Annotated in this window: 14 protein-coding genes and 1 pseudogene; 9 read left to right on the forward strand and 6 right to left on the reverse strand. The window is 36.6% G+C overall.

Going from position 1 to position 13,974, the window contains the following annotated elements:
• Positions 1-2: 2 nt before the first annotated feature.
• The gene (gene panB, locus D9782_RS12305; RefSeq protein ID WP_026680650.1) at positions 3-833 is read right to left on the reverse strand and encodes a 3-methyl-2-oxobutanoate hydroxymethyltransferase; all 831 of its coding nucleotides are present in this window, start codon (positions 831-833) and stop codon (positions 3-5) included.
• 212 nt (positions 834-1,045) lie between these two features.
• On the opposite strand from panB, the gene D9782_RS12310 reads away from it, so the two are divergent.
• A complete protein-coding gene (locus D9782_RS12310; RefSeq protein ID WP_026680651.1) occupies positions 1,046-2,248 on the forward strand; it encodes a putative glycoside hydrolase in 1,203 nt (400 codons plus the stop codon).
• Positions 2,249-2,337: 89 nt separating this feature from the next.
• Here D9782_RS12310 and D9782_RS12315 read toward each other — a convergent pair.
• Both D9782_RS12315 and D9782_RS12320 read right to left on the reverse strand, forming a co-directional pair.
• Positions 2,338-3,210, reverse strand: a pseudogene (locus D9782_RS12315) (IS3 family transposase); the annotation flags it as partial.
• Positions 3,168-3,812 carry a helix-turn-helix domain-containing protein gene (locus D9782_RS12320; RefSeq protein ID WP_121604883.1) on the reverse strand — a complete coding sequence of 215 codons (645 nt, stop codon included), beginning with the start codon at positions 3,810-3,812 and terminating at the stop codon, positions 3,168-3,170. The pseudogene D9782_RS12315 and the gene D9782_RS12320, both read right to left, overlap by 43 nt.
• A 243-nt stretch (positions 3,813-4,055) precedes the next feature.
• On the opposite strand from D9782_RS12320, the gene D9782_RS12325 reads away from it, so the two are divergent.
• Complete coding sequence (locus D9782_RS12325) at positions 4,056-4,649, forward strand: GNAT family N-acetyltransferase (RefSeq protein WP_026680652.1); 594 nt, start codon at positions 4,056-4,058, stop codon at positions 4,647-4,649.
• 141 nt (positions 4,650-4,790) lie between these two features.
• Here D9782_RS12325 and D9782_RS12330 read toward each other — a convergent pair whose 3' ends face one another.
• Both D9782_RS12330 and D9782_RS12335 read right to left on the reverse strand, forming a co-directional pair.
• The gene (locus D9782_RS12330; RefSeq protein ID WP_026680653.1) at positions 4,791-6,161 is read right to left on the reverse strand and encodes an ammonium transporter; all 1,371 of its coding nucleotides are present in this window, start codon (positions 6,159-6,161) and stop codon (positions 4,791-4,793) included.
• Between the two features lie 19 nt (positions 6,162-6,180).
• Positions 6,181-6,522, reverse strand: coding sequence for a P-II family nitrogen regulator (locus D9782_RS12335; protein WP_121604884.1), 342 nt, complete (start codon positions 6,520-6,522; stop codon positions 6,181-6,183).
• 380 nt (positions 6,523-6,902) lie between these two features.
• Here D9782_RS12335 and spxA point away from each other — a divergent pair, with 380 nt between their 5' ends.
• The 7 genes from spxA to D9782_RS12370 all read left to right on the forward strand — a co-directional run bounded on the left by spxA (position 6,903) and on the right by D9782_RS12370 (position 13,470).
• Positions 6,903-7,298, forward strand: coding sequence for a transcriptional regulator SpxA (gene spxA / locus D9782_RS12340; RefSeq protein WP_021292282.1), 396 nt, complete (start codon positions 6,903-6,905; stop codon positions 7,296-7,298).
• Positions 7,299-7,690: 392 nt separating this feature from the next.
• Positions 7,691-8,371 (forward strand): adaptor protein MecA, encoded by a 681-nt coding sequence (gene mecA / locus D9782_RS12345; protein WP_026680655.1) that lies wholly within the window; start codon positions 7,691-7,693, stop codon positions 8,369-8,371.
• A gap of 313 nt (positions 8,372-8,684) precedes the next feature.
• Positions 8,685-8,900, forward strand: coding sequence for a hypothetical protein (locus tag D9782_RS12350; RefSeq protein ID WP_121604416.1), 216 nt, complete (start codon positions 8,685-8,687; stop codon positions 8,898-8,900).
• A gap of 406 nt (positions 8,901-9,306) precedes the next feature.
• On the forward strand, positions 9,307-9,504 hold the full coding sequence (locus D9782_RS12355; protein WP_026680656.1) for a hypothetical protein: 198 nt from the start codon (positions 9,307-9,309) through the stop codon (positions 9,502-9,504).
• Positions 9,505-9,555: 51 nt separating this feature from the next.
• A complete protein-coding gene (locus D9782_RS12360; protein ID WP_051388294.1) occupies positions 9,556-10,743 on the forward strand; it encodes a competence protein CoiA in 1,188 nt (395 codons plus the stop codon).
• 148 nt (positions 10,744-10,891) lie between these two features.
• Positions 10,892-12,700, forward strand: a complete 1,809-nt coding sequence (gene pepF / locus D9782_RS12365; RefSeq protein ID WP_205601730.1) for an oligoendopeptidase F — start codon at positions 10,892-10,894, stop codon at positions 12,698-12,700.
• Between the two features lie 554 nt (positions 12,701-13,254).
• Positions 13,255-13,470, forward strand: a complete 216-nt coding sequence (locus D9782_RS12370) for a hypothetical protein (protein WP_121603973.1) — start codon at positions 13,255-13,257, stop codon at positions 13,468-13,470.
• A 295-nt stretch (positions 13,471-13,765) separates the two neighbouring features.
• On the opposite strand, the gene D9782_RS12375 is transcribed toward D9782_RS12370, so the two are convergent.
• Complete coding sequence (locus D9782_RS12375) at positions 13,766-13,945, reverse strand: hypothetical protein (RefSeq protein WP_080668649.1); 180 nt, start codon at positions 13,943-13,945, stop codon at positions 13,766-13,768.
• Positions 13,946-13,974: the final 29 nt, after the last annotated feature.

The following is a 13,974-nucleotide window of genomic DNA, read 5'->3' on the forward strand; positions in this document are numbered from 1 at the left end:
CCTTACTCACTAATAGGCAAATAATCTTTATCTTTAATATGGAAGGATTGTTCATCAGCCGGGAAGGATACCTGTTTTACTTCTGAAATGTAAGATTTCAGTGCATTTATTCCTTCTGTATTAAAGTCAGTATAGGGCTTCACAAATTTTGGCAGACGCTCAATACCATATTTCATAATATCATGGTAAACAAGAACTTGACCATCACATTCTGGACCTGCACCTATGCCGATGGTTGGAATATCTACTGTAGCTGTTATTATTTCTGCTAGCTCCCTTGGAACGCATTCTAAAACAAGAGCAACTGCACCGTGTTCAGCTACTTGTTTTGCATCTTCCAGCAGCTGTTTGGCAGCAGCTTTATCCTTACCTTGTACTTTAAATCCGCCTAACACATTTACGGATTGGGGAGTTAAGCCTAAATGGGCGATGACTGGTATACCAGATTCTGTTAATCGTTCCATGAAATGAAGTATTTCTAGAGAAGCACCCTCAATTTTAAGGCTTTGCGCATTAGTTTCTTGAAAAAGCTTTGTGGCATTACGTAGCGAATCTTCTAAAGATATATGATACGACATAAATGGCATGTCAACAACAGTAAATGTATTCGGTGCACCGCGCTTGACTGCTTTAGCATGGTGGATCATATCATTGACCTTCACCTCAACAGTTGATGAATAACCTAGTACAACCATACCTAACGAATCACCGACGAGTATGGTATCAATACCAGCCTGTTCTGCCTGTTTTGCCGATGGGTAATCATAGGAAGTGACCATTGTAATTTTGTCTTGATTCGCTTTCATTTTTTTGAAATCTAGTACACTTAGCATTAAATATTTCCCCCTTTTCAGACAAGTTTAGTATGTATGTATATTCATATGTAGAATTTGACTTTCAATTGCAATGAAGTTAATTATACAATAAACAGGGAAAAGAATAAATCAAGTGGAATTTTTTCTGCAGAATCTAGTTTTTTTCGTTCAAAATTGACAAATTTTCCTTTATACTAGATTCATATTACATAGTTGGGGATTGATAGCTTATGAAGAAAAATAAAAACATCATCATCGCTTTTCTTGGGATTATATTGCTAAGTATTCCAGTAATTGTGAGTGGAGAGGAAGCACAAAAAGTGACTGCTCATCAGGAGAGGCAAATTAATATTAAACCATTAAAAGCGAATAAAACATTGAAGCGATTTGTACATACTTCAGGCTATGATTTTGAATATCCCGACGCGGTACGTGGGATATATGTTACTGGAAATTCAGCTGGAGGCAGTCGTTTCGATTCCCTTGTGGAGCTAGTGGATCGTACGGATTTAAATACAATGGTTATTGATGTGAAAGAGGATAATGGAAATTTAACTTTTACCCCGGAAAAAGGATCTCCATATGAGGAAATTGCGAAGGATTACATTGATAATCCCAAAAAAATGATGAAGGTTCTTGAAGAAAAAGGGATTTATCCGATTGCTAGAGTTGTTGTATTTAAAGATTCCGTATTAGCAAAAAAACGCCCAGATTTATCTTTTACTAAAAATGGTAAAGTATGGGTCAATGGTAAAGGTGAGGCATTTGTTAGTCCTTTCCAAAAAGAAGTATGGGAGTACAATGTAGAAATTGGAAAAATGGCAGCATCAATGGGCTTCCAAGAAATCCAATTTGATTATGTTCGTTTTCCAGAAGGTTTTGAACATCGAGATAAAGAACTGGAGTATTCATTAGGAGATTATGAAGATCTTGACATGAATAATATTAAAAAACGTGTAAAGGCAGTAACGGATTTTGTTCACTATGCAAAAGAAGAGCTCAATAATTACGATGTGGATGTATCTGTAGACATATTTGGTTATGCAGCAACTATTGAGGAAACGCCGGGAATTGGACAAAACTTCTCGAAAATCGCGGAGAATGTGGATATAATTTCTTCCATGATCTATCCTAGTCACTGGTCTTCTTATTTTGGAATAGAAAAGCCTGATACAGAGCCGTATAAATTAGTAAATGAGTATGCGAAAGTGGAAAATAAAGTTTTAGGGAAATTAGACGATGCTCCTATTTCTAGACCGTGGATACAGGATTTTGAGGCTCCTTGGTTATATAGTGGTGCTACAAAGCAATATGGAAAAGCAGAAGTAGAGGCACAAATCAAAGCATTGTATGAAAATGGTATCAATGAGTTTCTGCTGTGGAATGCTGGTAATTCCTATACAGAAAACGTAGATTATAAATTAGGTAAATAACAAAAGTGAAACAGAAGCTGAGACAAAAGAATGAAGAAACAATAAAAGACGAACGATTAGGTGGTTACCCCCAAAAGTTAGAGTTTATACTATGCAGCTGATTGGCTGGATTGCGTTCGGTACTCAACTGGACTCAGCCCAGCCAATTTTTCCTTTATTCGTTCATGATTATACCAGTAGATATATTCTTCAATCCGACTTTTTAATTCTTCATAGCGTACTAATTTTTCACCATAATACATTTCTTGTTTTAAAATGCCAAAGAAATTCTCCATTGGTGCATTGTCTGCACAGGTGGCTTTGCGCGACATGCTTTGGAATATTTTATTTTCTTTTAGTGTCCGCACCCACTGATTGTGTTGGTAATGCCAGCCTTGATCGGAGTGGATCGTAGTGCGGTAGATTGCCCGACTCTTCAGTATCTCTATTAATTCTTTTAAAGGGGTCATGACAAGGTTTAATGTTGGGCGTTTTTTGATGTCATACGTAATAATTTCTCCGTTATAAAGGTCAAGAATCGGATTTAAATATAACTTCTCTTCGCCTAGACATTTGAATTCCGTTATGTCTGTTACTAACTTTTGAAGTGGAATAGATGTGTTAAAACGGCGAGACAATCGGTTTTTCGCCACTTTTCCAACGTTCCCCTTATAGGAATTGTATTTACGGGATTTCCGCATAAATTTCACACATTTTAATCCCAATTCTCGCATAATGCGATACACTTTTTTATGGTTGATAACATATCCTAATTTCTTTAGTTCTCCTGTAATACGTTTATAGCCATAACGTTCATGGAACTTTTTAAATAAATCTGTAATGATTTCTTTTAATACTGTGTCCGAATCTTCTCTTCTAAAATTTTTCACATGATAGTGATAGGTTGCTTCAGGAATACCCACAATAGGAAAAATATCTTTTAATCGGAATCCTTCTTCTTTGAGTTCGAATGCCACCTTTGCCTGTGCTTTTCGTAGAAGGCATTCGGATTCTCCCGAAAAGCTTTTAGCTTTTTTAAGTAGGCATTCTCTAGCCTTAGTAGCTCATTCTCACGTTCTAACACTTCTTCACGTGTTCTCTTTTTTGCTTTCTGCTTCTTCTGTTTCATGGGTTTTTTAGACATAGAAGGACGCCCCTTTTGTTTTAATTCCAGGCCTTCCTTACCTTGTTTGCGAAATTTTTTCATCCAGAGTTTAACAATGGACGAAGTGCTCAACTTAAATTGAACAGCAGTTTCTGTATAAGAAGCACCTGTCTCTAACATAAATTGTATCGCATCTAATTTAAATTGAACAGAATACTCCTTCTTTGTATTTCTTCGTTTTAGTCCCGCCATACCGTGACGCTCATAGTTTTTCACCCATTCATATATTGGTGTAGAGCTACTCATATGATATTTTTTGGCTAAGGAACGATATGAAAGATTTCCATCTATATACTCGGTGACAACCTTCCCTTTAAATTCTTCACTATATTTAGCCACAAAAACACCCCCTGAAATTAGATTTTTTACTCTAACTTCAGGGGGTCGGTACCTTATCGTTCTTTTTTTGATCAGAATCATTCATTTAGCACCTGAAACAAGCGAGACTCCGGCGGGAACAGCACGCGTCCGAAGATCCTCCTATTGATAACATGATTATTCGTATTTTGAGTAAAGAAGTTGTGTTTTGTCCCAGCCTCTGTTTTTTACATGATTTAGTGTAGAATGGGCAAGCTATAATAACACAAAATTATGAAACGATTTAACAAATCATTACATTTTCGTTATACTTAATACGACTACTAAAAAATAAGGAGTAGATCAATGAACTGGTATGAAAAGTTGAACAAGTATTTTCCTGTAGAAGAGATGAAATCAAGAGAACACATGGAAATGCTCTTAGAGGAAAAAGGAGATGTCTATTATAAAGACGAAAGTAATCAGCATGTTTTAATGTACGCTGAATTCGATACGTTTTTATTCATCGATTATCTATGGGTATCCGCAAAAACAAGAGGACAAGGGATTGGTCATTCCTTAATCGAAAAATTAAAGGCCAAGAATAAACCAATTATTCTGGAAGTAGAACCTGTAGATTATGAAGATTCAGATACAGAAAAAAGACTCCATTTTTACCACAGGGAAGGGTTTACCCATGCCCAATCTATCGGCTATAGTCGCCGTTCATTAGCCACTAATGAAGCTACCCCTATGGAAATACTTTATTGGTCACCTAATGATGATTCCGAAGACTTTATTTATGAACAGATGAAAAAAATGTATGAAGATATTCATACGTATAAAGATGAAGAAATTTACGGTCAGTCTTATCAGCCTGTGGATGAAGTGTTGACGTATGATGAAAATCGTTCTTCTGGAAATATTATGGAGAATTTAAAAACAACAGAGAAAGCCTAAGTAAAAAACTCCCTGCTTATTCAACAATAAGCAGGGAGTTTTTTACTTAGGCTAAAATATAGTCCGTCCGAATTAATACGAAACACAGGTTTTTATTTTATAGATTAATGAGTGAGAGTGTTTATTTCTGTATCATTTGAACTAAGTTGATTTATGTTTCGCATTCCCCATAGATAGATTATTTAAACGATCAGCTAGACCTAAGTTATAACCAATCGATTCGTCATTTTCAGAAATAAGCGATTCCTTTAATTCATATGCATTTGATCCATGTTCCGTGAAGTCTAATCCGGCTAATTCTTCTTCCTCAGAAACTCGGATAGATGAGAATTGTTTCACAATGAATAAGAATGCTCCTAATGTTATCATTGTCCATGCGATAACTGCTATAACTCCTATCGTTTGAATCCAAAATTGCGTTGTTCCATAACCATAGAACAAACCAGTCGACGTTGAAAATAAACCGATAGCTAATGTACCCCAAATTCCACAAAGACCATGTACAGTAATAGCGCCAACGGGATCATCAATACGTAGTTTGGCATCTAACCAGTGAATCCCTTCTACAAGTATGATGCCAGAAATAAGGCCAACTATTATTGATCCACCAAGTGAAATCTCTGCACATCCAGCGGTAATGCCGACTAAACCACCTAGTACACCGTTTAGGGACAATGAGGCATCGATACGCTTAAAGCGTAATTTTGTATATACGGCAGTCGATACAAGTGCTGCCGAAGTTGATAGCAACGTAGTGCCTATAACCATAGGTACAAGCGAAGGGTCGGCAGTAAGTGTACTACCTCCATTAAAACCAAACCAACCAAGCCAAAGGATAAAGACACCGAGTGCGCCGATAGGAATGTTATGTCCTTGAATAACATTTACTCTTTTCCCTGAGTATTTTCCAATACGTGGGCCTAAGTGCAATACAGCGGTGAGAGCACCTACTGCGCCGGTTACATGTACTACTGTCGATCCTGCAAAATCACTGAATCCTAAATCGGTAAGCCAGCCATCACCTTGCCAAACCCAGTGACCGACAACAGGATAGACAAATGCAGTCATCGCTATCACGATGAGAACATAACTGCTTAGTTTCATTCGTTCAGCAACAGCACCAGAAATAATCGTGGCACAGGTAGCTATGAACATTGCTTGAAATACGAAGAAGCCAACGTCTTCAACGTCATGTAATAAGAAACTATCTGTGCCTATGAATGAACCTCCAGAAGTACCAAACATAATACCAAAGCCGACAATAAAAAAGAGAATGGTCGAAATGCTAATTGTCAAGAAGTTTTTCATAAGAATATTGAGGGAATTTTTTGCTCTAGTAAAACCTGACTCCACCATCGCAAACCCTGCATGCATAAAGAATACTAGGAACGCACCAAGCATAATCCAAACCAAGTTAATGGATAACTCAAGAGAGGTAGTAGTTGGTGCAGCATATACAGGAGATGCAATGAGGGAAATAACGAAAAACAAGAATAAACTTTTTCTAAACATGCTTCATCCTCCTTTTAAATTACATAACAGCTTCTTTCCCTCTTTCTCCTGTTCTAATCCGGATCGTTTCTTCAACAGGCGAAACAAAGATCTTTCCGTCTCCAATATTACCAGTGCTACAATTTTTGATAATAATAGTAAGTATTTCATCTAATCGTTGTTCTTCTACAACCGTCTCCACTTTAATTTTAGCTAGTAGTTGTAGTTGAAAGGTTGTACCTCGGAATACTCCCTTTTGTCCTTTCTGCTTACCTGTTCCAGCAGCCTCTGTAACTGTTAAGCCTCCAATACCTGCTGCAGATAATGCTTTACGAAGTAATTGAAACTTTTCTGGACGGATAATTGCCTCAATTTTTTTCAATGCACTCACTCCTTTCGTGTAAGAAAACCTTACATTATAAGTTATGTAAATTATCATAATAGGTATACTAATTAAAATCAAGTAATTTTATATAATTATTTAGAAAATTACGAAACGAGCATTTGCAATTGGTTTTTAAGAAATTTTTTCAAATAAGATGTTTAATTAAAAATGATTAAGGGTAACTTACAAGTGAATGATTAAATTACATTTCGTAAACATCTAAAAAAAGCTCAATTTTTTCTTGAATATCCTCTACCTTTCGCTTGACAATTGTAGTATAATTTACATATAGGGTTATTTAAACTTATTTTAATTTGATAAGTGTTAAATGTTTATGGAATGACTAAACCCATTTTAGAATGAGGAGTGAAGTTTTAATGGTTACACTTTATACCTCACCAAGTTGTACATCTTGCAGAAAAGCAAAAGCATGGTTGGAAGAACATGATATCCCGTTCACGGAGCGTAATATATTTTCCGAACCACTAACACTGGATGAAATAAAGGAAATTTTACGTATGACGGAAGATGGCACTGATGAGATCATTTCAACTCGATCAAAGGTTTTTCAAAAATTGGATGTCAATATTGATCAATTACCAATGAAGGATCTTTTTAATTTAATTCAACAAAATCCGGGTCTTTTACGTAGACCGATTATTTTGGATGAAAAGCGTCTGCAAGTTGGATATAATGAAGATGAGATTCGCCGCTTCTTACCAAGAACGGTTCGTACTTTTCAGTTACGTGAGGCGCAACGAATGGTTAATTAACCAATTTAACATATTAAAAAACGCAGATCATTAATTACGATCTGCGTTTTTTTATCGCTATCTTGTAATCCTGCAAAGTAGACAGGTTAATTGTTACGGTTTCGTCACAAAAACGAGGATGACAAAACTTTAAATATAGGTTAAAATATGTTACTAATTATATAGGCATATATGTTTCCAATATGTTTGCTACTATCATACAATAAGTATAGAAAACCTTTTATTTCATTTACAAACATTTTGTTTGTAGGAAGTTTGGCATCACTCACATGTTGGAAGCATGAGCTGATCGTAAAGATTAGAAATCAAGGCATTAGGGTAAATCTACAATATTAAGTTATTTGGTGAAGCTGTTCTTCCACCTACCTAAAAAAGAAGGGGGAGAAATGAAAATGGAAATTGAAAGAATTAACGAGAATACAGTGAAATTTTACATTTCATATATTGATATTGAGGATCGCGGATTTGAGAGAGAAGAAATCTGGTATAATCGTGAAAGAAGTGAACAGCTTTTTTGGCAAATGATGGATGAAGTCAATTATAAAGAGGACTTTAATGTTGACGGTCCGTTATGGATACAGGTACAGGCTTTGGAAAAAGGATTGGAAATTATTGTAACTAAAGCTCAAATTTCTAAAAATGGAGACAATATTGAGCTTCAGACAGAAGATGGTAATACAGTTGATTTTCCAGTCGATAAAAAAATCGAAAATATGTTAGAAGATAAATTTGGTAAGCATGAAGAACCATTAGATGAAGAAGATGATGATAAGCTATGGATCATTGCTGATTTTGTCGACTTTGAAGATGTAATACAGCTAAGCCATTATCTTGATGACCTACAGGAAGGTACGATGGAAACACTTTACCATTATAACAATAAGTATTATCTATATATGGAGTTTTCTGAGGAAGAGCTTGATGAAAAACAGCAAGAAGATATTATTAGTAAAGTTTTTGAGTTTGCAGATGATTCAGATATTACCATACATGTACTTGAGGAATACGGGAAGAAAATCTTTGAAGAAGATACGTTTAATAAAGTTCGATCCCATTTCCCTGTACAAGTATAGACACTCCTTGAAAAGGAGTGCTTTTTTTATAAGTTAAGAAAGTATAAAATCAGTGCAATGACTGCGTTAAGCCAAGTAGTTATTTTGAAATGTTAGATGTATATTGGCAATGCTCGGACTAATTATTTCGCTTTCCGCGGGCACGGCCTCAACTAACTTTGCAAAGAAGAACACGTTGCAAAGTGGATTTTCGGCTCGCGCTAATCCCGCAGGAGTCTACGTAATTCGTCTCCGCTATGAGAAGGTGCACCAATTCTTGTCATAAGTAATAGGTTGACTTTTTTTACAATGGGTAAAGTGAAAATCGCTATCCGTGAGTATAAAAGTAGCTGTGTTACTTCATGCTAGCGTTGTAGAGCCTGATAATAGCGAAGGCCGGCCACTTCAACTCCTGTGGGAAATGTTTGACCTGAAGATCCACTTTTTTGAGCGGGTTTTGCTAAAAAAGTTAGCTGAAGGACAAACCCCACGGAAAGGGAAGTGGGCAGCCGGAGTGGTGGTCAAACAAGCAGTAGCTATTATTCCATAATAGCTACTATAGGAAGCGTAGATCTGAGCATTTAGTGATAAAGACTGAGCGAATTTTGCTCAGTTTTTTTTATGTTCTTTTTTTGTCCCACATATAACTGGCAGTAAGCCCGCCACTCCAAGAAGAAAAATAATTGGCTAAACCTAAGTAGGCTAACTTACCCGCCACTCCGTATAAAGTTTTTCTGAGGAAGCACAAAAAGTGGTGCCTCTAGCTTCGTATTGCCAAAAATAGTATCTTTTACGGAATGATGAACTGGGACTTGATATTTTCGTTCATATCAGTGAAACCGATATGGATAATGTGGGGTGGACTGCCAGTAAATGTCCGATTGATTAATTTTGGATTTAATTTTCTTCCTACAACGTTGTTTAATTTGATAGAATATAACAGGAGAGGTGAGCGCATGAGGAATCTACCCTTATACGGTAAAGTAAATATCATCATTGCTGCTGTATTCATGATTACAGGAATTTTATTATTCATCCAACGATTAGGTGCAGTTTTCGAGTGGCGGGATCAGTATCTGTCTCTTTCTTTTATTTTTTTAGGTAGCGCTTTATTTTTAAGTACCATTCGCTTAAAGAAAAAGAAGAATAATTAGAAGGATTTAAGCACTTTCTGTCGAATTCTTATTATTCACGGAGGTGTTTTTATGCTGCAAGCAATAGCGCAAACTGGAGAAATCGTGCTACTTTCTATTAAAACAAGGCATGAAATTGAACAATTGCGAAAACAGACCTTTTATTGTCCAATATGTAAGCAGCAAGTAATCATGAAAGCAGGTGCAGAGGTAATCCCACATTTCGCTCATTATTCATCAAGCCACTGCCGAATTCGTGAAGATGGTGAAGGGGCGTATCATGAGTCCGGGAAATTAATACTGTATCAATGGTTAAAAGCCCAAAAGCTAAACGTAACATTGGAGCCATTCCTCAATGAAATTCAACAGCGACCTGATATTTTATTAACGGTTAACACGAAAAAGATAGCTTTGGAATATCAGTGTGCTACAATTCCAATATCTATTATTACGGCCAGAAATAAGGGTTATCAGGCTGCAGGAATTACTCCCATATGGATACTTGGTGCTAAGCATTTTAAGCGTGAAACAGCCAGTAAATTTCGTTTATCTCCATTTACCAGCTCCTTTATACATCAATTTCCCACAAGCCAATCTTTGAAAGTTTTTTTCTTCTGTCCTATTACACGTTACTTTATTACCGCCCAAAACATTTATTTTACTACCAGTTTTAAAGCATTAGGTAAGTTTGTAATTACAAAGCTCAAGCATCTCATTTTTACGGATATATTTAAAGAAATTTCCTTCCCTAAACAAGAACTGTATCCATTATGGTTAAAGGAAAAGATGCTTTTTCGGACCAAATCACGAGTTCGAACAACCAAGCAAGAATTTTTATGGTTGAAATGGCTATATATAAAACAACACCATGTGGAAACATTGCCGTCCCTCATTTATTTACCGATATCATCGCAGATTCGTATGAACAAGCCTCTATGGCTCTGGCAAAGTAAAATTATCTTAGATCATATAGCTCCTCTATCAGTTGGTACAAAAATGGATGTTAGATTTATTGGTCGTTTATTGAACAAGCAAACTAGGTCAATAAGTCAAACCCCACTATTATTAAAGACGAAAAATCCTCTTATAGAATATATGTCTCTACTTGAACAACTGAAAATTGTAAAGCAGAATGCTCCCTTTATTTATACAAAACGCATACCAGTTTTCGTTCCTTCAACTTTAGAGCGAGCACTAGAAGAAGATCAGCTAATCATTAATCAATTACAGAAGCAAAATAAAAGCATGATTCATAAATAATACGATATACTAAATAGCAAGTATGCATTTTAAAAGAAGACTTTAAAATGCTTAACAAACAAGATAATGAGTTTTGTTTATTGGCTAAAAAGGAATTAGCAAACACATCACGAAAGAATAACTATAGGACGAATAGGGAGGAATAGAATTGGCTAAATCAACTAAGGAATTACCTAAACGAGAAGAATTACCTGAAGAGTCAACGTGGAAATTAGAAGATATCTTCGAAACGAATGATGCGTGGGAGCAGGAATGGAAAAGTCTGCAGCAAGCCATTCCACAAATTGAAGCATACCAAGGAAAATTAGCAGAATCACCTGCAAAACTTCTAGAATTATTGCAGCTACAGGATAAGCTATCAGAACGACTAGGTAAGCTATATACATATGCGCATATGCGATATGATCAAGATACAACAAATGGCATGTATCAGCGGTTAAATGCTCAGGCCGAGAGTATATTGACTTCAGCTTCTAGTTCAATGAGTTTTATAGTTCCCGAAATTTTAGCAATCGATGAGGAGAAGCTAAATCGTTTTTTAAAGGAAGAACAAGGTTTAAAGGCCTATAAAAAGACGTTGGATGAAATTACCCGTCAACGGCCACATATTTTAAGCGAGCGAGAAGAGGCAATACTTGCTGAATCATCAGAACCGATGTCAGCTGCTTCGCAAACATTCGGTATGCTGAATAATGCAGATTTAACATTTCCATCGATAAAAAATGAAAATGGAGAGGAAGTAGATCTAACACATGGACGATATATCCGTTTTTTGGAGTCCAAGGATCGTTCTGTCCGCAAAGCAGCCTTTGAAGCAATGTATGATACGTACGGGAAATTTCTAAACACGTTCGCTTCTACATTAAGCGGGAATATTAAGAAGGATAACTTCTTTGCAAAGGTTAGAAATTATAATTCTGCAAGACAAGCAGCATTGGATGATAATCATATTCCGGAAAAGGTCTATGATAATTTGATAGAAGCAGTTGATGAAAAGCTCCCATTACTTCATCGATATACCGAATTACGTAAAAAAGTGTTAAAGCTGGATGAGTTGCATATGTATGATCTCTATACGCCACTTGTTCAGGATGTAGATATGGAGATTCCTTTTGAAAGAGCCAAGCAATACGTCTTAGAGGGGCTTTCTCCATTAGGTGATGACTATCTAAGTATCATAAAAGAAGGTTATGAGAATCGATGGATTGATGTAGAAGAGAATAAAGGAAAACGTAGTGGCGCATATTCTTCTGGTGCATACGGTACTAACCCATATATACTGTTAAATTGGCAAAACAATGTTAATGATATGTTCACATTAGCTCATGAGCTTGGACATTCCGTGCATAGTTATTATACAAGAAAAAATCAGCCTTTCCGTTATGGAAATTATTCTATTTTTGTAGCAGAAGTAGCATCTACCTGTAACGAGGCATTGTTAAATGACTATCTATTGAATAACTTAGAGGATGAGAAGCAAAAGCTATATTTGCTTAACCATTTCCTAGAAGGATTTAGAGGTACTGTCTTCCGTCAAACAATGTTCGCGGAATTTGAGCATATTATTCACGTGAAACAGCAAGAAGGTGAAGCGCTAACTGCAGAAAAATTAACAGAGGTATACTACAATCTAAATAAAAAATACTTTGGCGATGGGGTAATTTCCGATAAAGAAATCGGGATGGAATGGGCACGAATTCCTCATTTTTATTACAACTACTATGTATACCAATATGCTACAGGATACTCTGCAGCTACCGCATTAGCAAGTCAGATCCTAGATGGTAAGGGAGATGCAGTAAAACGCTATATCAATTTCTTGAAAGCAGGTAGTAGTGATTATCCAATTGAAGTATTGAAGCAAGCAGGAGTAGATATGAACGATAAACAGCCTATTTTAGATGCTCTAGATGTATTTGAGGAGAAACTAAATGAAATGGAGCAGCTGCTAAGCTAATGAAATAGTGGGTTGACTAACAGAGTCTCCCTACACTGCCGAGAAATTTTTCTCGGCAGTTATTTTATTGTCAAGGAAATGATAAAATTAGCCCGTGTGGATAAATAGGGGTGTGTTGAGCCGCGTCCAGTTCCAGCGCCCAGAAACGAAGCGACTTCACGAATCGCCTATGCTAAGTCATCATTGGCTCGTAAGCACCCCGTGATTCCTTTATCTCTGTTGATTCGCTCCAGTCGCTATGTTTCTAATCGGACGCTTGCGTTTTGTTCATAAGTTAAGAAAGTATAAAATCAGTGCAATGACTGCGTTAAGCGAAGTAGTTATTTTGAAATGTTTGATGTATATTGGCAATGCTCCGACTAATTACTTCGCTTTCCGAGGGCACGGCCTCAACTAACTTTGCAAAGAAGAACACGTTGCAAAGTGGATTTTCGGCTCGCGCTAATCCCGCAGGAGTCTACGTAATTCGTCTCCGCTATGAGAAGGTGCACCAATTCTTGTTATAAGTAATAGGTTGACTTTTTTTACAATGGGTAAAGTGAAAATCGCTATCCGTGAGTATAAAAGCAGCTGTGTTACTTCATGCTAGCGTTGTAGAGCCTGATAATAGCGAAGGGCGGCCACTTCAACTCCTGTGGGAAATGTTTGACCTGAAGATCCACTTTTTTGAGCGGGTTTTGCTAAAAAAGTTAGCTGAAGGACAAACCCCACGGAAAGGGAAGTGGGCAGCCGGAGTGGTGGTCAAGCAAGCAGTAGCTATTATTCCATAATAGCTACTAGAGAAAGCGTAAATCTGAGCATTTAGTGATAAGGACTGAGCGAATTTTGCTCAGTTTTTCTTAAATAATGAAAATTGCAGGCACCTTCTTCTTGTAAAGTAAAAACGTTCACGTAGGAGCTTTAGCTGTTGCTAGGGTTCTAGGCTCATGCTTTTGCTTTCCTATGGAGACGTTGATGAAAGGAGGGGGACTTTGCTCATAGTCGAACATAAGCATTTTTTCTAATGTCAGATAACGGATTTTTTCTTGAATGTACGGATTCACTAACAAGTGTGTTAGATAAAGGTTATCGCATTCCCCTATATACGCGTCTATTTGCGAAGGAATATATGGTTAAATAAATTGCTAGGAATAAGATTGGTAAAGTAATATATAGCGGGATAACTTGCATTAGACCGAGAATATTTAAAAAGAAAGCGACAGCTGTTAATAATAAAAAGAGAAGTGGCTGAATAAATTGTTTCATCCTATCACCTCTATGTAATTTTTTTACGC

Origin of the sequence: Virgibacillus sp. Bac332 (genome assembly GCF_003667785.1) — a bacterium.
Lineage (GTDB): Bacteria > Bacillota > Bacilli > Bacillales > Amphibacillaceae > Virgibacillus > Virgibacillus salarius.

Bases quoted from the DNA above. Each gene is read 5' to 3' on its own strand.
- panB (WP_026680650.1), bottom strand. From the start codon at position 833: ATGCTAAGTGTACTAGATTTCAAAAAAATGAAAGCGAATCAAGACAAA.
- D9782_RS12310 (WP_026680651.1), top strand. From the start codon at position 1,046: ATGAAGAAAAATAAAAACATCATCATCGCTTTTCTTGGGATTATATTG.
- D9782_RS12320 (WP_121604883.1), bottom strand. From the start codon at position 3,812: ATGATTCTGATCAAAAAAAGAACGATAAGGTACCGACCCCCTGAAGTT.
- D9782_RS12325 (WP_026680652.1), top strand. From the start codon at position 4,056: ATGAACTGGTATGAAAAGTTGAACAAGTATTTTCCTGTAGAAGAGATG.
- D9782_RS12330 (WP_026680653.1), bottom strand. From the start codon at position 6,161: ATGTTTAGAAAAAGTTTATTCTTGTTTTTCGTTATTTCCCTCATTGCA.
- spxA (WP_021292282.1), top strand. From the start codon at position 6,903: ATGGTTACACTTTATACCTCACCAAGTTGTACATCTTGCAGAAAAGCA.
- mecA (WP_026680655.1), top strand. From the start codon at position 7,691: ATGGAAATTGAAAGAATTAACGAGAATACAGTGAAATTTTACATTTCA.
- D9782_RS12355 (WP_026680656.1), top strand. From the start codon at position 9,307: ATGAGGAATCTACCCTTATACGGTAAAGTAAATATCATCATTGCTGCT.
- D9782_RS12360 (WP_051388294.1), top strand. From the start codon at position 9,556: ATGCTGCAAGCAATAGCGCAAACTGGAGAAATCGTGCTACTTTCTATT.
- D9782_RS12375 (WP_080668649.1), bottom strand. From the start codon at position 13,945: ATGAAACAATTTATTCAGCCACTTCTCTTTTTATTATTAACAGCTGTC.